A 22,917-nucleotide genomic window follows, 5' to 3' on the forward strand; every position below is an offset into this window, starting at 1 on the left:
AGCGGATCGCTGCATCGGAATCGGCACTACCCGCCCGCTCGCGCCTTCTCCTGCGTCCATCAGGACATAATCCGACGGTTCTTCGAGGTGTCCAGTTGGTAAAGGCGATCGGTGCATAGTCCCGCCAATTGCCTTCAAAGGCGAAACCGTCCCGCCCGACCTGTTCTTCGTCCATGACACCCCCGGAATATTTCCCGGACAACAGAAGACAGGGAAGCATCGCCCCGGTCAAGCCGACAACAACTTAGTCACGTATGAAAATCTCCTCGATCGTCAGGCCGAACAGGTCGGCGATACGAAAGGCCAGCGGCAGAGAGGGGTCATATTTACCGGTCTCGATCGCATTGATGCTCTGTCGGGAGACGCCGAGTTGGACAGCAAGATCGCTCTGGTTCCAGTCCCGCTCAGCGCGCAATATCTTGAGCCGGTTCTTCATGCTCGCCCGCCTGGAAAAAGAGGCGCCAGGAGCAGGCCAAGATTCCAGAGGATGAAGGCAGCATAGGCCGGCGCATGAGGCGCTAAGCCCGATCCTTCGAGCAGGCCCCAGACGGTGGTTATCACCAGCATGAAGCCGGACGCGATCAGCGCGCGCCGGGCATGGACCATGCGCAGATATTCATCCGTCTCCTCAACCAACAGGCGCCCCATCGCCCAGATGAAGCCGATCAATGGCGGCGCGGGTAGCAATGCCAGCAGCACCGCCCAGATGCCCGTCGGATGCCATTCACGCTGGATCGTGATGGCAGCGACCACGGTGACGACATTGGCGACGAGCAGCGGTACGACCCGGCTGATATAGCGGGCAATGGCCGATCCTGGAATGCTACGCGCGAGACGCAACGCTTCCCACATCAGCCAGCCAAGCGCCAGCAGGCCGGGGACCATCAGCGACAATTTGCCATTGCCGTGAATGGTGAGGATGTTGGCGGCCACCCCCGCTCCGATCATCAACAGGGTGAAGGCCGCAGCGGCGCAGATCATGCGCCAGGGAAGGCGGAAAGCGGGTTCGGGTTGCATGGACATTCAAGCCTCCTGTTCTGCAAGGTCAAGTACCCTTTACAGAAACAGAAGGCAGAGAGTCAATGACACTTTACATTTTGTCTTTAGTACTTGTCAAAACTGACCATAGCGCTCGTTACCGACAAAGCCGAGATTGGTTATGCCCGCGCGCTTAATGTCGGCCAGCACTGCGTCTACAGCCACATAGCGGGCGGCTGCGTCCGGCTGGAACTGGAGTTCCGGTTCGACCGGCATTCTCAGCGAGGCGGCCAGATATTGCCGCAAGGTCAGCCTGTCGATCGCCGCGCCGTTCCAACGGATCACGCCATCCGCATCGATCCCAACCTTGTTCTTGATCGGGTTCATCTCGAAATTGTCGGGAATGGGTCGCGGTAAGTCCACACCTACGCTGTGCGTCTGCACCGGGATGGTGATGATGAACATGATGAGCAGGACCAGCATGACGTCGATCAGCGGGGTCGTGTTCATCTCGCCCAGCGGCCGGTCGGCGTCCGTGCGGGCTTCGGGCTGCGAAATGGAAAGCGCCATGACATCCTCCTCAATGATGTGTTATTTTATATCGTTATGTTATTCTATTTCACGCTTCGAACGCAAGAGGGCTTCTATTGACAGTGCGGACGGCCCATTTAAGGGGAACAGGCGGCGTTCCGTGCCGCGCCATCTGCCCTTTCACAAGAGAGTCCGTCCGTGTCCGCCATGCTCAAGATCACCCTGCCCGACGGTTCCGTGCGCGAAGTCGCGCCCGGCACGACCCCGGCGGACATTGCGGCGGCGATCGGGCCGGGGCTGGCGAAGGCAGCGATCGCCGCGCGCGTCGACGGCGAACTGCGCGACATCACCCGTCCGCTGGAGGCCGACGCGCAGCTTGCGCTGGTCACCGCGCGTGACGAGGCGGACGCCTTGGAACTGGCGCGCCACGATTTCGCGCATATCCTGGCCGAAGCGGTGCAGGCCCTCTTCCCCGGCACGCAGATCACCTTCGGCCCCGCGACCGACGACGGCTTTTATTATGACGTGATGGCCCCGGCGTCGCGCGATCCCTTCTCGATGGACGATCTGCCCGCGATCGAGGAGAAGATGCGCGACATCATCCGCGCGGACAAGCCCTTGCGCCGCGAGGTGTGGAGCCGCGAGGATCTGATCGCCAAGTGGCAGGCGGACGGTGAAAGCTTCAAGGCGGAATGGGCGGCCGAACTGCCCGAGGGTGAGGAACTGACCGTTTACTGGTCGGGCAGCGACTGGCTCGACATGTGCCGGGGGCCGCATCTGGCCTCCACCGGCAAGCTCGATCCGCAGGCGTTCAAGCTGATGCGCGTGGCCGGCGCCTACTGGCGCGGCGACCAGAAGAATGCGCAGCTCACGCGCATCTACGGCACCGGCTGGCTCAACAGGAAACAGCTCGACGCGCACCTGACGCGCCTCGAAGAAGCGGGCAAGCGCGACCATCGCAAGCTGGGCGCGGAGATGGACCTGTTCCACCTCCAGCAGGAAGCGCATGGCAGCGTCTTCTGGCATCCCAAGGGCTATGTCATCTGGCGCGCGCTGGAAGCCTATATGCGCCGCGCCATCGACGAGGCGGGCTATCGTGAGGTCAAGACGCCGCAGGTGATGGACGCGCGCCAGTGGGAGCAGTCCGGCCACTGGGGCAAATATCGCGAAAATATGTTCGTCATCCCTGACGAAGTGCCCAATGTCGATGACGACGGCCCGCTGGTGTCGGACGATGCCGACTGGATGGCCTTGAAGCCCATGAACTGCCCGGCGCATGTCCTGATCTTCCGTCAGGGGATCAAGAGCTATCGCGACCTGCCGCTGCGCTTCTATGAAAACGGCTGCTGCCACCGCAATGAGCCGCACGGCGCACTGCACGGCCTGATGCGCGTGCGCCAGTTCACGCAGGACGACGCCCACATCTTCTGCCGCGAAGACCATATCGTCGAGGAAGTCCGCGCCTTCTGCGCGCTGGCCGACCGGATCTACAAGGATTTCGGCTTCACCTACTCCATCAAGCTGGCGCTTCGCCCGGAAAAGCGCTTCGGCACCGAGGAGATGTGGGACAAGGCCGAGGAGGAATTGCGCAATGCCGTCGCCGCCGCCGGTCTCAACACGCCGGAATATGGCTGGGAGGAATTGCCCGGCGAAGGCGCCTTCTACGCGCCCAAGCTGGAATGGCACCTGACCGACGCGATCGGCCGCACCTGGCAGGTCGGCACGATCCAGTCCGACCGCGTGCTGCCCGAACGGCTCGACGCATCCTATGTAGGCGAAGACGGCGAACGCCACCGCCCCGTCATGCTCCACCGCGCGATCTTCGGCAGCTATGAACGCTTCATCGGCATCCTGATCGAACATTATGCGGGCAAATTCCCGCTCTGGCTCGCCCCGGTGCAGGCCGTTGTTGCCACCATCGTGTCCGACGCGGACGATTATGCGAAGGCGGCGGTCGAAAAACTGCGCGCGGCCGGCATCCGCGCGGAAATCGACATCCGCAACGAGAAGATCAACTATAAGGTGCGCGAGCACAGCCTGGCCAAGGTGCCCAACCTGCTGGTCGTCGGCCGCCGCGAGGCGGACGAGGGCACGGTCGCCCTGCGCGCACTGGGCAAGGACGGGCAGAGCGTCCTTTCGCTGGACGATGTGATCGACCGTCTTGCAAATGAGGCGCGGGCACCCGATATGCAGTGAGGCAGAAATGCCGCAAGGGTGCGTGATTCCGTTACGACGGAAGCACGCACCCCTTTCGGCTTTTCGCAAAAGCCGTTAAGAGCCATCCGTTCTTGCAACGACCACAGGAGATATTGCTATACGTCCCCCGATGATGCGCCGCCCGCTCGCGCCGCCGCCGAAGTCCGGCCCCCGCTACAACGAGTTCATCAACGTGCCCAAGGTGCGCGTGATCGATGACGAAGGCGAAAATCTCGGTGTGATGTTTACGCAGGAGGCGATTGAACAGGCCTATGAGGTCGGCCTCGATCTGGTCGAGGTATCGCCGAACGCCGATCCGCCGGTCTGCAAGTTCCTGGACATCGGCAAATACAAGTACGAAGCCCAGAAAAAGGCGAACATCGCCCGCAAGACCCAGAAGACGCAGGAGATCAAGGAGATCAAGATGCGTCCGAACATCGACGATCATGACTATGATACGAAGATGAAGAAGGTCCATGATTTCATTGGCGAAGGCGACAAGGTGAAGATCACCTTGCGTTTCCGCGGTCGCGAACTCAGCCACCAGCAGCTGGGCATGAACCTGCTCCAGCGCGTGGCTGAAAATGTCCAGGAAATCGCCAAGGTCGAAGCCTATCCGCGCATGGAAGGCCGCCAGATGCTGATGGTATTGTCGCCGAAATAACGGGCACGCTGCCACGCCATCGACAAGGAATGAAAGCGGGCCCTCTCGGGCTCGCTTTTTTCATGTACGCGCGCCGCCCGGACTTGGCGATCAATCTGGATCAACCTGTCTTTGCTTCCGGAACCCGCCGATCGGCGGCGTGATCGCAGGGCAGGACTATCATTATGAACGGCGCTATTCGAACATGGGCACGCTGACGCTCGACCCCAGGGGCAGCTACCGTACCGCCAACGGAACGGGCAGCTTTCGGGGCGAAGCGGGCGACGTGATCCGGCTGACATCCGGCCCCTTCGCCGGTGCGATCGGCCATTTGCAGCCCGACCGTTCCGGCCAGCCCGCGGTCTATTTCGAACGGGATGAAAATCGCGACGCGCGCGATGTCCACATTGTCGCTCCGCAGCGGACCAGTTGCACGGTGGCGCGCGGGAATTGATCAGGCGCGCCGCGACTCAGGCCGACGGCTTTTCCTGATACAGGTCCGGAAACATCTGCCTGAACGCGTCCAGCTTGGGCGCGTCCCAGCGCATGATATAGGGGTGGCGCGGGTTCTTGCGCATGAAGTCCTGATGGTCGCTCGCCGCGTCCTGAAATCCGGTGAACCGCTCCACCTTCGTCACGACCGGGTCACGCCACAGGCCGCTCTTGCTCAACTGGGCCAGATAGGCGCGCGCCGTCTTGTCCTGCCCCGCATTGAGCGGAAACAGCGCGCTGCGATACTGGGTGCCATGGTCCGGCCCCTGGTAATTCAGCGTGGTGGGATCGGCGATCACCGAAAAGAAGACGCGCAGCAGCGTGCCGTAGCTGACCACCTTGGGATCGTAGGTGACGCGGACCGATTCGGCGAAGCCGGTATCGCCTTCGCTCACGCGCGCATAATCTATCCGCCGCGAGTTGGGGCCGCCGGCAAAGCCGGACACGGCCAGATGCACGCCCTTCACATGCGACAGCACGCCTTCGACGCCCCAGTAGCAACCGCCGGCGAACACGGCCGTTTCCAGCTTGCGGGTCGCGGCGGCCTCGACATCGGGCGCGGGTGCGCGCACCACCCGTTCGGCGCGCACGGGCGCGGCGACGACAAGCGCCGCCAGGATCGCCAGGGCTATGCCGTCAAAGCGCCGCATCGGCCGGCTGCGTTGCGGCGACGGCGGTCGAACCGAACATCGGCGGTTCTTCGGGCTGCAACATCACCATGCCCACGGCGCCGATCGCGAAACCGCCCAGAAAGCGGAGGAACAGGTCGGATTTCAGAAAAGCCTTCATGGCCAATGCCTTTCACTTCGTCTTTGGCCCTTTGGCCCCTGGCTACGCTCCGCTTGCTTGCCCCTGTCTGAACCGCCCTCGCGGCGAGAGCCGCTTTCGACCAACGCAGGGATAATAACGACGAAAGCGATTTTGCCTTTAATCAGTTTCTATTCGCAACGGGGATATACGTCTCATCGCGCCGATCGCAAGACGGCACGGGTCGAAAAGAACCGTTTCCATTTTTGATGCTGACGGACCGCGCGCCGGGATGCGCGGTCCGCCACAGCGTCATTTCAGCGCGGCGCAGGCTTCCTGAATGCGCGTGCACGCCTTTTTCAGGACCTCGTCGGAGGTTGCGTAGCTGATGCGGAATGCGGGCGACAGGCCGAAGGCCGCGCCATGGACGGCGGCGACCTTGGCCTCGTCCAGGAAATATCCGATCAGCGCCTCGTCGCTGTCGATCACCGCGCCCTTGGGCGTCGTCTTGCCGATGACGCCGCTGGCATCGGGATAGACGTAAAAGGCGCCTTCGGGCGTCGGGCAATCCAGGCCGGGCGCGTCGTTCAGCATGGCGACCACCATGTCGCGGCGCTTCTTGAACACGGCGTTGCGCTCTTCCAGAAAATCCTGCGGGCCGGTCAGCGCGGCGACGGCGGCCGCCTGGCTGATCGAGCACGGATTGCTGGTCGACTGCGATTGCAGCTTGCCCATCGCCTTGATGATCCATTCGGGGCCGCCCGCGAAACCGATGCGCCAGCCGGTCATGGAAAAGGCCTTGGAACAGCCATTGACCGTCAGGGTGCGCTCGTACAGCTCCGGGCACACCTGCGCGATGGTGGCGAAGGGGGTGGCCGCATACCAGACATGCTCGTACATGTCGTCGGTCATCACCAGCACGTGCGGATGGCGCAGCAACACTTCGGCCAGCGCCTTCAGCTCGTCGGCCGCATAGGCGGCACCCGACGGGTTGGACGGGCTGTTGAGCATGACCCACTTGGTGCGCGGCGTGATCGCCGCCTCCAGCTGTGCTGCGGTGATCTTGTAGCCCTGGCTGGCGGGCGCCTCGATGAACACCGGGGTCCCGCCCGCGAAATTCACGATGTCGGGATAGCTGACCCAGTAAGGCGCCGGGATGATCACCTCGTCGCCTGCATCGACGGTCGCGACCAGCGCATTGAACAGGGTGTGTTTGCCGCCCGAATTGACGCTGATCTGGCTGCGCTTGTAGATCAGGCCATTGTCGCGCTTGAACTTGAACGCGACGGCTTCCTTGACGTCGGCGGTGCCGTCGACGTCGGTATAGCGGGTCAGGTTCTTGCGAATGGCGTCGATTCCCGCGTCCTTCACGAAGTCCGGCGTATCGAAATCGGGTTCGCCCGCCGACAGGCCAATGACGTCGACGCCTTCGGCTTTGAGCGCATTCACCCGCGCGCTCATGGCGAGCGTGGCGGAAGGCTGGATGCGTCCAAGGGCGGCGGAAGTCTGGCTCATGGCAATAATCTTTCTGAAATGTCCCCAAGTCCGCAACGGCAGCGGACGCCGCGTCCCTTAGTGCGCAACGGCTCCGGGGGCAACCGCCACATCGTCCCGACTGGCTATCGTGCCAGCGTCGCCGCCACCATGCCGCGCGCGGCATTGCCGATGAAAAAGCCGCGCTCCAGGTCGTGCGGCCGCAGGTCGCCCTCGACCGCCTCGCCCATGTCCAGCAGGCTCTGGCGCAATATGCCCGGCAGCAGGCCGCGCTTGAGCGGCGGCGTCACCAGCTTGTCGCCGCGCTCCACGAACAGGGACGAAAAACTGCCTTCGGTCAGAAAGCCGTCGGCATCCACCAGCAACACCTCATAGGTGCCGCCGCGCCGCAGGGCATCGCGATACAGGCTGCGATCGGTGGTCTTGTGGTGCAGGCGTCCATCGTTCGCGGGCGTATGGCGCGGCACCAGGGCCACGGGGACGATCGCCTGCGGCCAGGTCCGGTGCGCCCGCACCTCGATCGCGACGAAACCCCGGCGCGACACCAGCAGGCGCACGCGGCTGCGCTCGCGCAGGCGAAAGGTCGCGGCCTGAAGCTCGTTGCGCACGTCATGCCGGTCGAAGGCGAAGCCCAGCGCCTCCGCGCTGGCCTTCATCCGCGCCAGATGCAGATCGAGCAGCCTGACCCCCTCCAGCGGGTCGAAAGCCATGGTCTCGAGCAGATCGAACCGTCCATCACCCCATGCCATCCCTGTCATTCCAAGCCCTTGCGCCCGCCCAAGTCAAGCCGGAGAGAGAAATCGCCCCTTGGCCAGACATTCCGCCCATTCCGCCCCGACATCGGAATCCGCGACGATGCCCGAACCCAGTCCTATCCGGCCCGCTTCCGCACCGTCTTCGATGCAAACGGACCGGATGGCAACATTGAACGCCGCATCGCCTTCCGGGTCGATCCAGCCCATCGTCCCGGTATAGACCCCGCGCGGGTACGGCTCGACCATGTCGATGATCTCCATCGCCCGCAGCTTGGGCGCGCCGGTGATCGATCCGCAGGGAAACAGCACCCGCAAGACATCCACGGTCGACAGGCCCGGCAGCATCCGGGCGCGCACGGTGGATACCATCTGGTGGACGGTAGGGTAGCTTTCCACCTTGAACAGGTCGGGCACCGTGACGCTGCCCGCGCGCGACACCCGCGACAGGTCGTTGCGCAGCAGGTCGACGATCATCAGGTTTTCGGCGCGCTGCTTGACATCCCGGGCCAGCTGGCGCGCCTGCGCCTCGTCCTCGCGCGCATCGACGGCCCGCGTCGCGGTTCCCTTCATCGGACGGGCCGTCAACTGCCCGCGCACATGGGTGAAGAAAAGTTCGGGCGAAAAGGACAGGATCGTGCGTTCGCCCGTCCGGACAACACCGCCATAGCCCGCCGCCGCGCGGGGCCGGATCGCGGCATAATGGGCCAACGGATCGCCCGGCAGGTCGATCTCGCAGGGGAAGGTCAGATTGACCTGATAGATGTCGCCCGCCCCGATCAGATCCTGCACGCGCGCGAAAGCGGCCCGATAGGCCGCTTCGGTGATCATCGGGCGCAGCGGGCCCGGCCGGTGGCCGGCACCGTCGGGCAGCAACCCCGGCAGCTCGCCCGGCGCCAGGAAGCGCACGCCCTCGAACAGGCCGAACCACAGCAGCGGCCCGGCAGGGCGCGACCGTTTCGCCATCATCCTGCCCAGACGCGGTTCCAGCGCGTAGCCGGCCTCATAGGCCATGAAACCGGCGACGTGCAGCCCCGCTTCCCGCGCATCCGCGATCCGGTCCAGCGCGGACTGCACATCGGCCGGATCATGGGCCGTTACCGTTCCTACAGGGTCGCGATACAGGCGCGCGGGCGCCCCGCCCCGGACGCGCGCATCGTCGAACAGGACATAGGCTTCGTCGGGGCCGGGCAGCTGCATCGGGCTGTCTTAACAGGCTTTCGGCGCGGCGAAAGGGCGATGAACGGCCCGCAACGGTTGCGCGCCGCCGCGCAAGGCCCTAGCGGACGACACATGACCGACCCCCTGTCCGACACCGTACCCGACCGTCCCGCGATGGACGCCATCAAGCATGGCCTGCGCGGCCGCTGTCCCGCCTGCGGCCAGGGGCGGCTGTTTGCCCGCTTCCTGAAGCCGGTATCGTCCTGCCGCCAGTGCGGCACGCGCATCGACCTGCATCAGGCGGACGATTTCCCGGCCTATATCGTGATCCTGCTGCTCGGCCATATTCTGGTCCCCCTGATGATAGAGGTGAACGCGGCGCTGGCCATTCCGCTGGGCTGGCAGGCGGTGCTCTGGCCTTTGCTGGCGGTGATCCTCGCCACCGCGATGATCCAGCCGGTCAAGGGCGCGGTGATCGCCTTTCAGTGGAGCCGCAGGCTGGCGGGCTTCCGCTGACCCGTCAGGCGGGCTGCTTGAGGAAATTCAGTTCCATCGCCTCGCGCAGCGAATCGTCGATGCTGCGACGCCCCTCCACGCCGTGGGTCACGACCGTCGTGTCGCAGGTCGCGACGCATTCGCCCTTCTGGAACGCGGCCGAACTGATGGTCCAGCTGGTGCGTCCGATATGGCCGATGGCGCAGCGTATCTCGAACGGATAGGGGAAATGGGATTCCTGGATGAAGTTCAGCGACACCGCCGCCACCAGCCAGCGCACGCCCTGTTCCTGCGGATGCCGCCCCAGATGATGGTGAAAGCGGATGCGCGCCGTCTCGAACATGGCGGAAATCGCCACATTGTTGATATGCCCCATCGTGTCCACGTCCTGGAAGCGCGTATCGATGCTTGTGACGAAGCTGTAGGCATCGGGACCGAGCCGCCAGGATTCGGGTTTCGCCATGTCCTGCTTCCCCTGCAAAGATAACGCCCTCCCCATAGCCCGGATGGCCGGCGATGCAATCGCCTGCGCGAAATTGGCGATGGCGTGACCTTTTTGACACAGGCGAATGCAGGCGTTGCGCCATCCGCATCGATCATGACAATGCTGTCACACACTGGACGCGAAATCGTCAGCAATGTCTCATTGCACCGCAACATGACACGCTTAAGCGCCCCTCGCCGAACCGGATCATCCGGACCGGTTCAAAGGGGAAATCACCGTCATGCGTTCTCTCAACGCCCTGTTGCTCGCATCCACCATGCTGGCCGCGACACCTGCCCTCGCGCAGCAGACCGCACCCGCCGCCGATGACGCGGCCAGTGCCGACATCGTCGTGTTCGGCCGCGGCGAAACCCGCCAGGTGCAGGAAATCACCGGCCGCGACATCGTCACGCTCACGCCCGGCACCAATGCGCTCAAAGCCATCGAGAAGCTGCCCAGCGTCAATTTCCAGTCGGCCGACCCGTTCGGCAATTATGAATGGTCGCAGCGCGTCACCATCCGCAGCTTCAACCAGAACCAGCTCGGCTTCACCTTCGACGGCATTCCGCTGGGCGACATGAGCTATGGCAATCATAACGGCCTGCACATCACCCGCGCGGTCAGCAGCGAGAATATCGGCAGCGTGCGCGTCAGCCAGGGCGCGGGATCGCTCGGCACCCAGTCGACCGGCAACCTCGGCGGCACGGTCGAAACCTTCTCCGCCGACCCGGCCGACTATCTGAGCGGCGGCGCGTTCGGGGCGCAGGGCAACCTGACCTATGGCAGTAACGAGACGTGGCGCGCTTTCGGCCGGCTGGCGCTCGGCACCCGCGACGGCATTCGCGGCTATGTCTCCTACGGCTATGGCGCGACCGACAAGTATAAGGGCACCGGCACGCAGGACCAGCATATGGGCAATGCGAAGGTCGTGATCCCGGTCGGAGAGGCCACGGTCGACGGCTGGCTCAGCTATTCCGACCGGCGCGAGCAGGATTATCAGGACATGTCGATGGGCATGATCCGTCGCCTGGGCTGGGACTGGGACAACACCTATCCCGACTATGCCCGCGCGATCGACTATGCCAGCCGCCTCAACGACGTGGACAAGATCAGCAACACGGGCGGCTCGCCCTTTCCCGACGGCCGCTTCGACTACAGCGGCGCGCCGGTTGCTGGCGGGCAGGTCTATCCCGGCAATGTCACCAGCGCCGACGACGCCTATTATGACGCAGCAGGCCTGCGCAAGGACTGGCTGGGCGCGGTCGGCGTAACGACGCCGATCGGCGACGCGGTGACCTTCAAGATCAAGGGCTATTATCACCACAACAGCGGTATGGGCCTATGGGGCACGCCCTATGTCCCCAGCCCCAACGGCGTTCCCATGTCGGTGCGGACCACCGAATATGAGATGGATCGCTATGGCGCGTTCGGCAGCCTGGACTTCACCCTCGGCATCCAGACGCTGAGCGTTGGCGGCTGGTACGAGAATAACAGGTTCAACCAGGCCCGCCGCTTCTATGCCTTCGCCAGCCGCACCAAGCCGGGCCTTTCCTTCCGCGACTATCCCAAGAACCCCTTCTTCACCCAGTGGGAGTTCGATTTCACCACCGACACGTTCCAATATCATGTTCAGGACAAGATTGACCTGGGCATGGTGACGCTCAACGTCGGCTGGAAGGGCTTCAAGGTCACGAACAAGGCCGAGGCGGTGGTGCAGGCGAGCTTTCCGCAGGGCAAGATCGACGCGACCGACTGGTTCCAGCCGACCGCCGGCTTCGCCGTGGAACTGAGCCCGCAAGCCGAAATCTACGGCGGTTTCAGCCAGTCGACCCGCGCCTTCGCCTCGGCGACCACGACCGGCCCCTTCTCCACCAACCAGGCGGGCTTCGACGCCATTCGCGGCAGCCTGAAGCCCGAAACGTCCGACACGTTCGAGGCGGGCTTGCGCTACCACAGCCCGGTTTTCAACGGCACGCTGGGCGCCTATCTGGTCAACTTCAAGAACCGGCTGCTGGCCGTTCAGGTCGGATCGGCGATCCAGGGCAACCCGTCCGCGCTCCAGAATGTCGGCGACGTGCGCGCTGTCGGTATCGAGGCGGCGGGCGACGTGAAGCTGGGCAGCGGCTGGGGCGTCTATGGCTCCTACACCTATACCGACGCCACCTATCGCAACGATGTGCGCGACGGCAACGGCGTGCTGGTCGCGGCGATCGACGGCAAGACGGTGGTGGACGCGCCCAAGCATATGGCGCGGGGCGAGCTATATCTGGACGATGGCAAGCGCATCGCCCGGATCGGCGTCAACTATATGTCGCGCCGCTACTACAGCTACACCAACGACGTGTCGGTCCCCGGCCGGGTGCTGGTGGATGCGACCATCGGCTATCGCTTCACCGACCGGGTCGAAGTGCAGTTGAACGCCACCAACCTGCTCGACAAACGCTATGTCAGCACCGTCGGATCGGGCGGCTTCGGCAATAGCGGCGACGGGCAGACCCTGCTGGTCGGCGCGCCGCAGCAATTCTTCGCCACCTTGAAGACGGGGTTCTGATCCATGGGCAAGGCCGCGCTGCTCGCCGCCGTTCTCGCGCTCGCGCCCGTACCGGCGCTGGCGGAGCCGCTTCTCCTGATCTCCATCGACGGGTTGCGGCCCGGCGACGTGACGGATGCGGACACGCGCGGCCTTGCCATCCCCAACCTGCGCCGCTTCCTGACGCAAGGCGCCCATGCCAGCGGCGTCACCGGCGTGCTGCCGACGCTGACTTACCCCAGCCACACGACGCTGATGACCGGCGTCGCCCCGGCGGCCCACGGTATCTGGTCGAATACGACGTTCGACCCCACGGGCATCAACCAGGGCGGCTGGTATTGGTATGCGCAGGACGTCAGGGTCCCGACCCTGTGGGAAGCGGCCAGCAAGGCGGGACTTTCCACCGGCAATGTCCACTGGCCCGTCAGCGTCGCCGCGAAGGGCGTGACCTGGAACCTGCCGCAAATCTGGCGCACCGGCCATGCGGACGACGCCAGGCTGCTCGACGCGCTGGCGACGCCGGGCCTCAAGGCGGAACTGGAGGGGGTGGTCGGTGCGCCCTATGCGATGGGCATCGACGAAAGTCTCGCTGCCGACGAAAATCGCGGCCGCTTCGCCGGCGCGATGATCGCCGCGCACAAGCCGCAATTCCTGACCGTCTATCTCGCCGCGCTGGATCATGAGGAACATGCGACCGGCCCCGGATCGCCGCAGGCGAAGGCCACGCTCGAACGGATCGATGCGATCGTGGGCGATCTGGTGGCGGCGGAATTGAAGGCGCACCCGGACGCCGTGATCGCCCTGGTCAGCGATCACGGCTTCCAGGCGACCCACACCGCCGTCAACCTCTACCGCCCCTTTCTGGACGAAGGGCTGATCACGCTGGGCAAGGACGGCAAGGTCGATTCGTGGCTGGCCATGCCGTGGCTGTCGGGCGGCTCGGCCGCGATCATGCTCGCGCGCCCGGACGACGCGGCGTTGCGCGACCGGGTGAAGGCGCTGCTCGACAGGCTGGCCGCCAATCCCGCGCACGGCATCGCCCGGGTCATGTCTCCGCGCGACATCGCCGCCATGGGCGGCAACCCGCGTGCCGCTTTCTTTATCGATCTCGCGCCCGGCTTCGTCACTGACATCTTCCGCGGGGCCGACGCGCCCATGCTCTCGCACAGCCCGGTCAGGGGCATGCACGGCTACGCCCCCGGCCCCGCCGCCCTGCAATCCACGCTGATGCTGATCGGCAAGGGCGTGGCGAAGGGCAAGGATCTGGGGCAGGTCGACATGCGCGCCATCGCGCCGACGCTGGCGAAGCTCATGGGCGCGACGCTGACGGGCGAGCAGGCGCCGATCGACCTGCGGTAGCAGGGCCGGTGGTAGCAGGGCCGCAATCCGGCGTTTCGGTCCGGGCGGTGGACTTGTGCCTGCATGCGACCTAGCGTCGCGCCCGACATCAGCCGGGGACCGTCCATGCCGCAGCGATACAGCCTGTCCGCCATCATACTGCACTGGGCGATCGCTGCCCTGCTCGCCTTTCAGATCGCGGTCGGATGGGCGCTGGAACATCTGGGCGCGCGCGGCTTTTCGCTGTTCCAGCTCCACAAGTCGGTCGGTATCTCCATCCTGGCACTGACGCTGCTGCGCATCGCCATCCGCTACTGGAAACCGCGCCCGCCCAAATCGGAAAAGGGCTGGCAGGCTATGCTTGCCTCGACGGTGCATTTCGGCCTCTATCTCTTCATGATCGGCGCGCCGCTGACCGGCTGGGCGCTGGTGTCGACGGCGAAGGTCAAGGTGCCAACCCTGATCTTCGGCGTCCTGCCCCTGCCCCACCTGCCGCTGCCCGCCGGCGCCCACGATCTGGCGCAGGGCAGCCACGGCCTGCTGGCCTGGATCGGCATCGCCCTGTTCCTGCTGCATGTCGCGGGCGCGCTGCGCCATCATCTGCTGATCGGCGACGGCCTGATCTGGCGCATGGTGCCTGCGCGTTCGCCGATCCTGCTCGCGCTCCTGCCCGCGCTCGTCCTCGCCGCGTTCGTGCTCGGCCGGGCCATCCTGCCTGCACCGGCATCGACACCGGCATCGGCCGAGGTCGCGTCGCCGGCTCCCGCGAACCAGAGCGATGCGGCGGCCGATCCCGCCAACGGGACCGAAGCGGCGGCGGTCAATGCCGCGGAACCCACGGCCGCCGCCAATGCCGTCGCGCCGCCGCAGCAGGATGAGGCGGCGGCGCCCGCCGGCCCGCCCCCGGCATGGACCGTGCAGCCCGGCGGCCGCATCGGCTTTTCGATCGGCAGTGACGGGGAAAGGATCGGCGGCACCTTCGCCAAATGGACGGCGCGGATCGCCATGGACCCCGACCATCCCGAAAGTGCCGCCATCCAGGTGGTGATCGACATGGCCTCGGCCAGCGTGGGCGACGCCTACAAGGACGGGATGCTGCCGGGCGAGGAATTTTTCGCGACCGCCGCCCACCCCACCGCCACCTTCACCGCCACGGGCGCGGAAAGCACCGGCCCGGGCCGCTACCGGGCGCGCGGCACGCTGGCGCTGAAGGGGGTGACGAAAGCGCAGACCATCCGCTTCACCCTGTCCGGCTCAGGCTCGACCCGCAAGGTCAGCGGCAGCGCGACCGTCACGCGCGGCGCCTTCGGCGTCGGCAACGGCGACAGCAGCGGCGGCCTCGCCCCCGATGTCGCCGTGGATTTCGCCTTCACCGCGCGCCGGCAATAGGGCGGACGGCCGGGGCGCGGGACATGGCCCGCGCCGTCGCCGCCTTCCTGTCGGCCGCCGGTTCAGAATTTCATGCCGACGCCCACGCCGAACACGAACGGGTCCAGGCTGACCTTCACGCTCTGCGTGCCCGCCGCCGTCGTCGTCAGCCGCGCCCTGGTGTCCATGTCGATATATTTGACGTCGAAATTCAGGAACATCCTGTCGGTCAGGTCGATGTCCAGCCCCACCTGCCCGGCCCAGCCGAAACTGTCGGACAGATGCACCTTGGTCTTGCCGACCGCCGCCACCAGCGCGTCGGACGCATTGTTGTTGAAGAACAAGGTGTAATTGATGCCCGCGCCGACATAGGGCCGGACCTTCGCGCCGGGCGCCAGATGATATTGCACGGTCAGCGTCGGCGGCAGGGCGTTGGTGCGCACCAGTTCGCCCAGCGATCCGGTCGTCCCCGTCCGGCCGCTCACCGTATGCCGGCTGGTCGCGGCGATCAGTTCGAACCCGACATGGTCGGTCGCCATGTAGGTGACGTCGATTTCGGGCGTGATCGTGTTGTTGACCGACACCTTCTCGCCGGGAAAGCCGGGCAGGACGCTGCCGCTCTTTTCGTTGGGCGCCACCATGATGCCGCGCAGGCGGACGAGCACGTCGCCCTGGGCGGCCTGGGCGGGGGCGGCGGCCGCGCCGGTGACGGCGGCGGCGGCGATCAGGATGGTGCTGGTTTTCATGATCGGGGGTCTCCTTGGTCTGACCCCTTCCCTCTGCGCTGCCCCGGCGCGGCCCGCATTGACGCGGCGCAAGCAATATTTTGACCTCGCGCAATGCGGCGGGCCGTCCGGAATGCAATCCCGGCGCCATGTGGACCTATCATCCTGACCTGCTCGCCCGGCCGGTGCCCCGCTACACCAGCTATCCCACCGCCGCTCAGTTCACCGGCGATGTCGGCCCCGCCGACATGGCGGCCCGGCTCGACGGCATCGCCGCGCGGGACGCGCTCTCGCTCTATGTCCACATCCCCTATTGCCACGACATATGCTGGTATTGCGGCTGCAACACGGGCGCTGCCAACCGGACGCACCGCCTGTCCGCCTATGTCGAGGCGCTGGAGCGGGAGATCGCGATGATCGCCGCGCGCCTGGCCGGACGCGGGCGGGTGGCGCGCATCGCCTTTGGCGGCGGCAGTCCCAACAGCCTGCCGCTGGTCGACTTCATCCGCCTGATGCAGCAGATCATCCTCTGCTTCGACGCGCACCATGCCGACGTTTCCGTCGAACTCGACCCGCGTCGGCTGGACGCGCAATGGATCGACGCGATGGGCGCGATGGGGATCGGTCGCGTCAATCTGGGCGTCCAGACCTTCAGCCCCCATGTCCAGACCCGCATCGGCCGCATCCAGCCGATCGACATGGTGGAACGCGCCGTCGATCGGCTGGGCGCGGCCGGCGTCGCCACCGGCTTCGACCTGATGTACGGCCTGCCCGGCCAGTCGATGGACGACCTGATCGCGACACTGAACGCGACGGTCCGGCTTGCTCCGGCACGCATCGCGCTGTTCGGCTACGCGCATATGCCGCGCCTGCTGCCGCGCCAGCGCCGCATCGACGCGGGCGACCTGCCCGATGTCGCCGCCCGGTTCGCCATGGCGGCGGCCGGCCACGGTCTGCTCACGGGGGCGGGCTATCGCGCCATCGGCTTCGACCATTTCGCCCTGCCCACGGACGGGCTGGCGCTGGCGGCGGCGGACGGACATCTGCGCCGCAATTTCCAGGGCTTCACCGACGATCCCGCGTCTGTCCTGATCGGCCTGGGCGCCAGCGCGATAAGCCAGTTTCCCGATCTGCTCGTCCAGAACGAGAAACAGGCCGGTCCCTATCGCGCCATGGTCGAGGCCGGGCATCTGCCCGCCGCACGCGGCATCGCGCGCACGGCGGAGGACCGGCGGCGCGGCGCCATCGTGGAATCGCTGCTGTGCCGGGGCATGGTCGACCTGGCCGATGGCGATCCGCTGCCGGACCTGTCGCGCTTCGTTGATCGCGGCCTGGCGCGGGTAACCGGCCGCCGGATCGTCCTGACCGCCGCCGCCCTGCCCTATGCGCGCAGCATCGCCGCCGCGTTCGACGCCTATCTGGCACCGGAGGAAAACAGGTTCAGCCATGCGGTCTAGCGCCGCCCTGCTGGGCACGTTCGCCTGCGTCCTGCTGAACCTGCCCCCCGCACCCGGCGCGGCATCGGCCTATTATTGCGGCGGCGCGTCGCTGCCCGCCGACTGGGTGCCGCCCTGGCTGCCGCGCCCCGGTCCCGGCCGCCACGACCTCGCCTGCCACCTGATGGCAGGATGCCGGCGGGAAGCAGGGGACGACGGCGACTGAACCGGCCGGGCGCGCCCCGCCGGGGGATAGACGGATCGGGCGCGCCGCGTCATTGTCCCGCGATCCAGCCCAACGAACGAATCGTCCATGCGCGCGCCTGTCCTCGCCCTGACCGCAACATTCCTTGTCGCATCCGTCCTTGCCGCAGCCCCGGCCGGCGCCGCCCCGCCCGCGGTCACGAGCGGCGCCTTCATGTTCGAAACCGGCACCAGCCTGCGTGCGAAATGCCGCAACAAGGCGCCCGAATATGCGCTTGCCTGCACCGCCTATATCGTCGGCGTGGTCGACGGCATCCGCAAGGACGTGTTCATCGGCCGCACGCACCCGGTCTGCTGGCCCGACCGCATGAGCGCGGACGAGGCGCGCCGGACGGTGCTCGCCTATCTGGAACGCTGGCCCGATCAACGGACCGCGCCCGCTTCCGTGCTGGTCAGCGTGGCGCTCAACGAACGCTGGCCCTGCCAGAAATAGACACGTCCGATCAGCCTGATCGCGACAATTGCTTACGCGATTCCACCCCGCGACCGCTATAAACTTGCCTTGAAAGCGCCAGACGCGTAGGTGCGGCGCCTATTTTATCTGTTCGAAGGAGACTCGACGTGGCGGCGAAGTGGACGCCGGAAAGCTGGCGGAGCCAAAAGGGCATCCAGATGCCTTATTATCGGGACGCGGAGGCGCTGGCCTCGGTCGAGGCCCAGCTTGGCCAGTTTCCGCCGCTCGTCTTTGCGGGCGAGGCACGCAACCTGAAGGCCGACCTGGCGAAGGTCGTCGCCGGCGAAGCCTTCCTGCTCCAGGGCGGCGACTGCGCGGAAAGCTTTGCCGAATTCCACCCGAACAACATTCGCGACACCTTTCGCGTGCTGCTCCAGATGGCGGTGGTCCTCACCTTCGCATCGAAGCTGCCGGTGGTGAAGGTCGGCCGCATGGCGGGGCAGTTCGCCAAGCCGCGTTCGGCCGATACCGAAACGGTGGGCGGCGTCGAACTGCCCAGCTATCGCGGCGACAATGTGAACGACATCGCGTTCACCGCCGACGCGCGCGAACCCGATCCGTCGCGCATGATCCGCGCCTACAACCAGTCGGCGGCCACGCTCAACCTGCTGCGCGCCTTCTCGACCGGCGGTTACGCCAGCCTGGACCGCGTGCATGGCTGGATGCTGGATTTCATGGGCCGCTCGCCCTGGGCCACGAAGTTCGAGGCGATGGCCGACCAGATCGGCCAGGCGCTCGACTTCATGCGCGCCTGCGGCCTGGACGCCGAAAGCGTGCCGCAGCTTGGCGGGACCAGCTTCTACACCAGCCACGAAGCGCTGCTCCTGCCCTTCGAACAGGCGCTGACCCGTCAGGACAGCCTGACCGGCGACTGGTACGACACGTCCGCGCACATGCTGTGGATCGGCGACCGCACCCGCTTCGAAGGGTCGGCCCATGTCGAATATCTGCGCGGCATCGGCAACCCCATCGGCATGAAATGCGGTCCCAGCCTTGAACCGGACGCGCTCATCCGCCTGCTCGACGTGCTGAACCCGGCGCGCGAGGCGGGCCGCATCACGCTGATCACCCGCTATGGCCATGACAAGATCGAATCCGGCCTGCCCAAGCTGGTGCGCGCGGTGATGCGTGAAGGCCATCCGGTCATCTGGTCGTGCGACCCGATGCATGGCAACGTCGTCAAGGCGGCCAATGGCTACAAGACCCGCCCCTTCGACCGCATCCTGGCCGAAGTGCGTGGCTTCTTCGCGGTCCACCGTGCCGAAGGCAGCTTCGGCGGCGGCATCCATTGCGAAATGACCGGCCAGAATGTGACGGAATGCACCGGCGGTGCCATTGCCATCACCGACGAAGGGCTGGCCGACCGCTATCACACCCATTGCGACCCGCGCCTCAACGCGGCGCAGAGCCTCGAACTCGCCTTCCTGCTCGCGGAAATGCTGAACGAGGAACTGAAGGAACGCCGCGCCGCGGCCTGATATTTTGCGCAGGGGCGCCGTGCCGATCATGGCGCCCCTGACAAATGGCAACAGCGTCCTTCCAATGTAGGATAATCTCTGGTCCATCCTGCCGGATGGAACCGGCCTTCCCCACCCGTCGCATCCACCTTCTCAGGGGCTACCCCGCCCCCGTCCGGCGCGCGCTCATGACCCGGGCGCCGCGCCCCGATGATCCTGCCGTGATCCGGGCGTGACCTGGTCGTGACCCTGCCCTTGCCGCGCCATGACCCGACGATGACCCGCGGCCGGATCGGGCGATGGGCGGCCGCGACTTTTGCGGCATCGGCCGGCGGCGCACGGTGCGCACAGGGCGACGACAGCGTGAACTTCGACCCGATGACCCTGGCGCAACCCGCCCGGCACGTCGTCGGCCTATTGCGTCCCGCGTCTTTTCTGTGCCCGGCGCGCGAAGATGTTGAGGCATTCGACCACCGTCGAAAAGGCCATGGCCGCGTAGATATAGCCCTTGGGCACATGCACGCCGAAGCCGTCCGCGATCAGCACCGCGCCGATCATCAGCAGAAAGTCCAGCGCCAGCATCACCACGGTCGGATTGCGCGCGATGAAGTTGGCGAGCGGGTCGGCCGCAACCAGCATCACCGTCACCGCCACGATGACGGCGATGTACATGACCGCCAGATTGTCGGTCATGCCGACCGCCGTCAGGATGGAATCCAGCGAAAAGATCATGTCGAGCAGGATGATCTGAACGATCGCGGCGCCGAACGTCATGGTCGCCACGCTCTTGCGGTCCAGCACGTCGTCGCCGCCATAGGGGTCGACATTATGATGGATTTCCTTCGTCGCCTTCCAGATCAGGAACAGGCCGCCGCCGATCAGGATCATGTCGCGCCAGGAAAATTCGGTTTCGAAGGTCGGCGCGCCATGGGCGCCGGGCGGCCCGCTGATCCCCAGGTCGAACACCGGCCGGGTCAGCCCCACGATCCACGCGATCATCGACAGCAGGACGAGGCGCATCACCAGCGCCAGCGCGATGCCGATCCGGCGTGCACGGGGCCGCTGCGCCTCGGGCAGCTTGTTCGTCAGTATCGAAATGAAGACCAGATTGTCGATGCCCAGCACCACTTCCATGACCACCAGCGCGATCAGCGCGGCAAGCGCGGCCGGGTCGGTGAAGGCGGTGATCAGGCTGTCCATGGCTTTCCTCTTGTTGATCTTGTCGACATCGTAACGAAACAACCGCGAAACTTTAGGCCGTCCCTATTGCCACTTGATGCCCGCGCCGACAATTTCTATTGCTGCGCACGATATTCGGGGGATTTTTCAATGCGTTTCGGTTTTTATTTGGGGGCGATCGCGCTCGCCGCGCCGGCCCATGCCGAAACCTTCGACATGGTCGGTCATTTCCCGGCGCCCTATCGCGACGTCAGCCTGGCGCGCAGTTTCGGCATCGACCGCATATCCGGGCGCGACGGTGCGGCGCTGGCGGTGGCGATCGAGGACCGGCTCGCCCATGACGGTCCGGACGGACGGCCCTATTACGACCTGATCGCGCTCAGCCGGCGGGGGCCGGACGCCGATGCCATCCTGTCGGGAACGGCCGACGCCACCATTCGCGAAAGCGACGTCAAGCGGAAGGTCGACCAATGCGTGGAGCAGGACGGGGATCGCTGCAACCGCAAGGAAAAGGTAGAGGCGACCTGCCTTCAGGAAACGGTCAGCTTCTCGTCCACCCTGCGCGTCGCGCGGGGCGAGGACGGCCGCATCCTCTACAGCCAGTCCCGGCCGCAGACCGAAACGCTGACGACATGCCCGGGCGACAAGGGCAAGCGGACGCCACGCGAAAGCATCCGCCGCATGGTGAAGACGGCCGCCGACCGGTTCGTCGCGGACATCGTGCCGCGCCATGAAAGATACAAGGTCCGGCTGCGCGAGGGGCGCGAAGGCATGGACAAGCCGACCGGCGAGGCGTTCAAGGCCAGCGTCAAGCTGTCGCAGCGCGACCCCGATGCCGCTTGCGCCCAATGGGGCGATATGGACGGCGCGCAGCCCGGCCAGCCTTCGCTGCTGTTCAACCTTGGCCTCTGCGCCGAACGCACGGGTGCCTATGGCAAGGCCGAACGCTTCTATGCGCAGGCCGGACAGGCGCTGGGCCGGGGCGACTTCAACGACGACATGAAGCGCGTTCGCGACCTGACGGTCGGGCGCGACGACGCCGCCGCACGCATGGCCGGAGATTGATCGCCAGCGGCTGGACTTGGCCGCCGACCTTGCCTAGCGAAGACCTCGACCCACCGGAACATCCCGTTTCGACCCGCCCCTGGAGAACAGACCCCATGGCCCGCACCACCCTTACCCGCTTCCTGATCGAACAGCAGCGCCAGGCCGGCATCCTGCCCGCCGAGCTGCGCCTGCTCATCGAAACCGTTGCGCGTGCGTGCAAGGTGGTTAGCTTCTCGATCAGCAAGGGCGCCCTTGGCGAGGTGCTGGGCAGCCTGGACAGCGAGAATGTGCAGGGCGAGGTCCAGAAGAAGCTGGACGTGATCGCCAACGAACTGCTGCTCGACGCCAATGAATGGGGCGGTCATCTGGCGGCCATGGCATCGGAGGAGATGGAAACCCTCTATCCGATCCCCAACCGCTATCCCAAGGGCGAATATCTGATGCTGTTCGATCCGATCGACGGGTCCAGCAACATCGACGTCGACCTGTCGGTCGGCACCATCTTCTCGGTGCTGAAGGCGCCGGAAGCCTGCGCCGGGCGCGATGTGACGGAGGAGGATTTCCTTCAGTCGGGCCGCCATCAGGTCGCGGCGGGCTACGCCATCTACGGGCCGCAGACGCTGCTGGTCCTGTCGGTCGGCACGGGCGTCTACGAATTCACGCTTGACCGGGAAGTCGGCAGCTGGGTCTTGACCGATGCCGACATGAAGATGCCGCAGGGCAAGTGCGAATTCGCGATCAACATGTCGAACCGCCGCCAATGGTCGCCCGGCATCCTGCGTTATGTAGAGGAACGGGTGCAGGGCGGCGAAGGTCCGTGCGGCAAGGACTACAACATGCGCTGGACCGCATCGATGGTCGCCGACATCCATCGCATCCTCAAGCGCGGCGGCGTTTTCATGTATCCCTATGACGACCGCACGCCCGGCAAGGCCAAGCTGCGCCTGATGTACGAGGCGAACCCGATGAGTTTCCTGATCGAACAGGCCGGCGGCGCGGCGAGCGACGGCTTCGGGCCGATCATGGACATCGCGCCCACCGGCCTGCACCAGCGCGTCGGCGTCGTCATCGGCGACCGCGCCGAGGTAGAGGCGGTGGTCGCCTATGGCCGGGAAGCGGTGGCGGCCTGACCGCCCCCGCACCGTC

The 22,917-nt window shown here is 65.7% G+C and carries 24 protein-coding genes; 13 read left to right on the forward strand and 11 right to left on the reverse strand.

Annotated elements, in window-relative coordinates:
- Positions 1–244 precede the first annotated feature (244 nt).
- The 3 genes from J3E64_RS14025 to J3E64_RS14035 all read right to left on the reverse strand — a co-directional run bounded on the left by J3E64_RS14025 (position 245) and on the right by J3E64_RS14035 (position 1,548).
- Positions 245–436: a helix-turn-helix transcriptional regulator gene (locus J3E64_RS14025; protein WP_253343649.1), complete on the reverse strand. Its 192-nt coding sequence runs from the start codon at positions 434–436 to the stop codon at positions 245–247.
- Complete coding sequence (locus J3E64_RS14030; protein WP_253343650.1) at positions 433–1,023, reverse strand: hypothetical protein; 591 nt, start codon at positions 1,021–1,023, stop codon at positions 433–435. Before J3E64_RS14030 ends, J3E64_RS14025 begins: the two co-directional genes overlap by 4 nt.
- 90 nt (positions 1,024–1,113) lie before the next feature.
- Positions 1,114–1,548, reverse strand: coding sequence for a biopolymer transporter ExbD (locus J3E64_RS14035; RefSeq protein WP_253343651.1), 435 nt, complete (start codon positions 1,546–1,548; stop codon positions 1,114–1,116).
- Positions 1,549–1,716: 168 nt separating this feature from the next.
- Between J3E64_RS14035 and thrS the strand changes: the two genes are divergently transcribed.
- The 3 genes from thrS (at position 1,717) to J3E64_RS14050 (ending at position 4,802) form a co-directional block, all read left to right on the forward strand.
- Positions 1,717–3,705, forward strand: a complete 1,989-nt coding sequence (gene thrS / locus J3E64_RS14040) for a threonine--tRNA ligase (protein ID WP_253343820.1) — start codon at positions 1,717–1,719, stop codon at positions 3,703–3,705.
- 130 nt (positions 3,706–3,835) lie between these two features.
- Positions 3,836–4,369 carry a translation initiation factor IF-3 gene (infC, locus tag J3E64_RS14045; protein WP_253343652.1) on the forward strand — a complete coding sequence of 178 codons (534 nt, stop codon included), beginning with the start codon at positions 3,836–3,838 and terminating at the stop codon, positions 4,367–4,369.
- A gap of 139 nt (positions 4,370–4,508) precedes the next feature.
- Positions 4,509–4,802 (forward strand): hypothetical protein, encoded by a 294-nt coding sequence (locus J3E64_RS14050; RefSeq protein WP_253343653.1) that lies wholly within the window; start codon positions 4,509–4,511, stop codon positions 4,800–4,802.
- A gap of 16 nt (positions 4,803–4,818) precedes the next feature.
- Here J3E64_RS14050 and msrA read toward each other — a convergent pair whose 3' ends face one another.
- From msrA to pabB, 5 genes are all read right to left on the reverse strand, one after another.
- Positions 4,819–5,490, reverse strand: a complete 672-nt coding sequence (gene msrA / locus J3E64_RS14055) for a peptide-methionine (S)-S-oxide reductase MsrA (RefSeq protein WP_253343654.1) — start codon at positions 5,488–5,490, stop codon at positions 4,819–4,821.
- Positions 5,477–5,629, reverse strand: a complete 153-nt coding sequence (locus J3E64_RS14060; protein WP_253343655.1) for a hypothetical protein — start codon at positions 5,627–5,629, stop codon at positions 5,477–5,479. Before J3E64_RS14060 ends, msrA begins: the two co-directional genes overlap by 14 nt.
- Before the next feature lie 270 nt (positions 5,630–5,899).
- Positions 5,900–7,102 (reverse strand): pyridoxal phosphate-dependent aminotransferase, encoded by a 1,203-nt coding sequence (locus J3E64_RS14065; RefSeq protein WP_253343656.1) that lies wholly within the window; start codon positions 7,100–7,102, stop codon positions 5,900–5,902.
- Positions 7,103–7,206: 104 nt separating this feature from the next.
- On the reverse strand, positions 7,207–7,830 hold the full coding sequence (locus tag J3E64_RS14070) for an aminotransferase class IV (RefSeq protein WP_253343821.1): 624 nt from the start codon (positions 7,828–7,830) through the stop codon (positions 7,207–7,209).
- A 33-nt stretch (positions 7,831–7,863) separates the two neighbouring features.
- Positions 7,864–9,033 (reverse strand): aminodeoxychorismate synthase component I, encoded by a 1,170-nt coding sequence (pabB, locus tag J3E64_RS14075; protein ID WP_253343657.1) that lies wholly within the window; start codon positions 9,031–9,033, stop codon positions 7,864–7,866.
- Between the two features lie 93 nt (positions 9,034–9,126).
- Here pabB and J3E64_RS14080 point away from each other — a divergent pair, with 93 nt between their 5' ends.
- Entirely contained in the window at positions 9,127–9,510 is a 384-nt protein-coding gene (locus J3E64_RS14080) for a DUF983 domain-containing protein (RefSeq protein WP_253343658.1), read from the forward strand.
- A 4-nt stretch (positions 9,511–9,514) separates the two neighbouring features.
- Here the strand turns inward: J3E64_RS14080 and J3E64_RS14085 are convergent, their stop codons facing one another.
- Positions 9,515–9,952 (reverse strand): thioesterase family protein, encoded by a 438-nt coding sequence (locus J3E64_RS14085; protein WP_253343659.1) that lies wholly within the window; start codon positions 9,950–9,952, stop codon positions 9,515–9,517.
- A gap of 262 nt (positions 9,953–10,214) precedes the next feature.
- Between J3E64_RS14085 and J3E64_RS14090 the strand changes: the two genes are divergently transcribed.
- The 3 genes from J3E64_RS14090 to J3E64_RS14100 all read left to right on the forward strand — a co-directional run bounded on the left by J3E64_RS14090 (position 10,215) and on the right by J3E64_RS14100 (position 15,230).
- Positions 10,215–12,524: a TonB-dependent receptor gene (locus J3E64_RS14090; protein WP_253343660.1), complete on the forward strand. Its 2,310-nt coding sequence runs from the start codon at positions 10,215–10,217 to the stop codon at positions 12,522–12,524.
- Between the two features lie 3 nt (positions 12,525–12,527).
- Positions 12,528–13,862, forward strand: a complete 1,335-nt coding sequence (locus J3E64_RS14095) for an alkaline phosphatase family protein (protein WP_253343661.1) — start codon at positions 12,528–12,530, stop codon at positions 13,860–13,862.
- 105 nt (positions 13,863–13,967) lie between these two features.
- Positions 13,968–15,230 (forward strand): YceI family protein, encoded by a 1,263-nt coding sequence (locus tag J3E64_RS14100; protein ID WP_253343822.1) that lies wholly within the window; start codon positions 13,968–13,970, stop codon positions 15,228–15,230.
- 62 nt (positions 15,231–15,292) lie between these two features.
- On the opposite strand, the gene J3E64_RS14105 is transcribed toward J3E64_RS14100, so the two are convergent.
- On the reverse strand, positions 15,293–15,955 hold the full coding sequence (locus tag J3E64_RS14105) for an OmpW family protein (RefSeq protein ID WP_253343662.1): 663 nt from the start codon (positions 15,953–15,955) through the stop codon (positions 15,293–15,295).
- A gap of 128 nt (positions 15,956–16,083) precedes the next feature.
- Here J3E64_RS14105 and hemN point away from each other — a divergent pair, with 128 nt between their 5' ends.
- From hemN to J3E64_RS14125, 4 genes are all read left to right on the forward strand, one after another.
- The gene (hemN, locus tag J3E64_RS14110; RefSeq protein WP_253343823.1) at positions 16,084–17,391 is read left to right on the forward strand and encodes an oxygen-independent coproporphyrinogen III oxidase; all 1,308 of its coding nucleotides are present in this window, start codon (positions 16,084–16,086) and stop codon (positions 17,389–17,391) included.
- The gene (locus tag J3E64_RS14115) at positions 17,381–17,596 is read left to right on the forward strand and encodes a hypothetical protein (protein ID WP_253343663.1); all 216 of its coding nucleotides are present in this window, start codon (positions 17,381–17,383) and stop codon (positions 17,594–17,596) included. Before hemN ends, J3E64_RS14115 begins: the two co-directional genes overlap by 11 nt.
- A gap of 87 nt (positions 17,597–17,683) precedes the next feature.
- Entirely contained in the window at positions 17,684–18,067 is a 384-nt protein-coding gene (locus tag J3E64_RS14120; protein WP_253343664.1) for a Rap1a/Tai family immunity protein, read from the forward strand.
- Positions 18,068–18,195: 128 nt separating this feature from the next.
- The gene (locus J3E64_RS14125; RefSeq protein WP_253343665.1) at positions 18,196–19,566 is read left to right on the forward strand and encodes a class II 3-deoxy-7-phosphoheptulonate synthase; all 1,371 of its coding nucleotides are present in this window, start codon (positions 18,196–18,198) and stop codon (positions 19,564–19,566) included.
- A gap of 393 nt (positions 19,567–19,959) precedes the next feature.
- On the opposite strand, the gene J3E64_RS14130 is transcribed toward J3E64_RS14125, so the two are convergent.
- Positions 19,960–20,745, reverse strand: a complete 786-nt coding sequence (locus J3E64_RS14130; RefSeq protein ID WP_253343666.1) for a TerC family protein — start codon at positions 20,743–20,745, stop codon at positions 19,960–19,962.
- Positions 20,746–20,874: 129 nt separating this feature from the next.
- Here J3E64_RS14130 and J3E64_RS14135 point away from each other — a divergent pair, with 129 nt between their 5' ends.
- Positions 20,875–21,789: a hypothetical protein gene (locus J3E64_RS14135; RefSeq protein WP_253343667.1), complete on the forward strand. Its 915-nt coding sequence runs from the start codon at positions 20,875–20,877 to the stop codon at positions 21,787–21,789.
- 95 nt (positions 21,790–21,884) lie between these two features.
- Entirely contained in the window at positions 21,885–22,901 is a 1,017-nt protein-coding gene (locus tag J3E64_RS14140; protein WP_253343668.1) for a class 1 fructose-bisphosphatase, read from the forward strand.
- Positions 22,902–22,917: the final 16 nt, after the last annotated feature.

Source organism: Sphingobium sp. OAS761 (assembly GCF_024168485.1).
Taxonomy (GTDB): domain Bacteria; phylum Pseudomonadota; class Alphaproteobacteria; order Sphingomonadales; family Sphingomonadaceae; genus Sphingobium.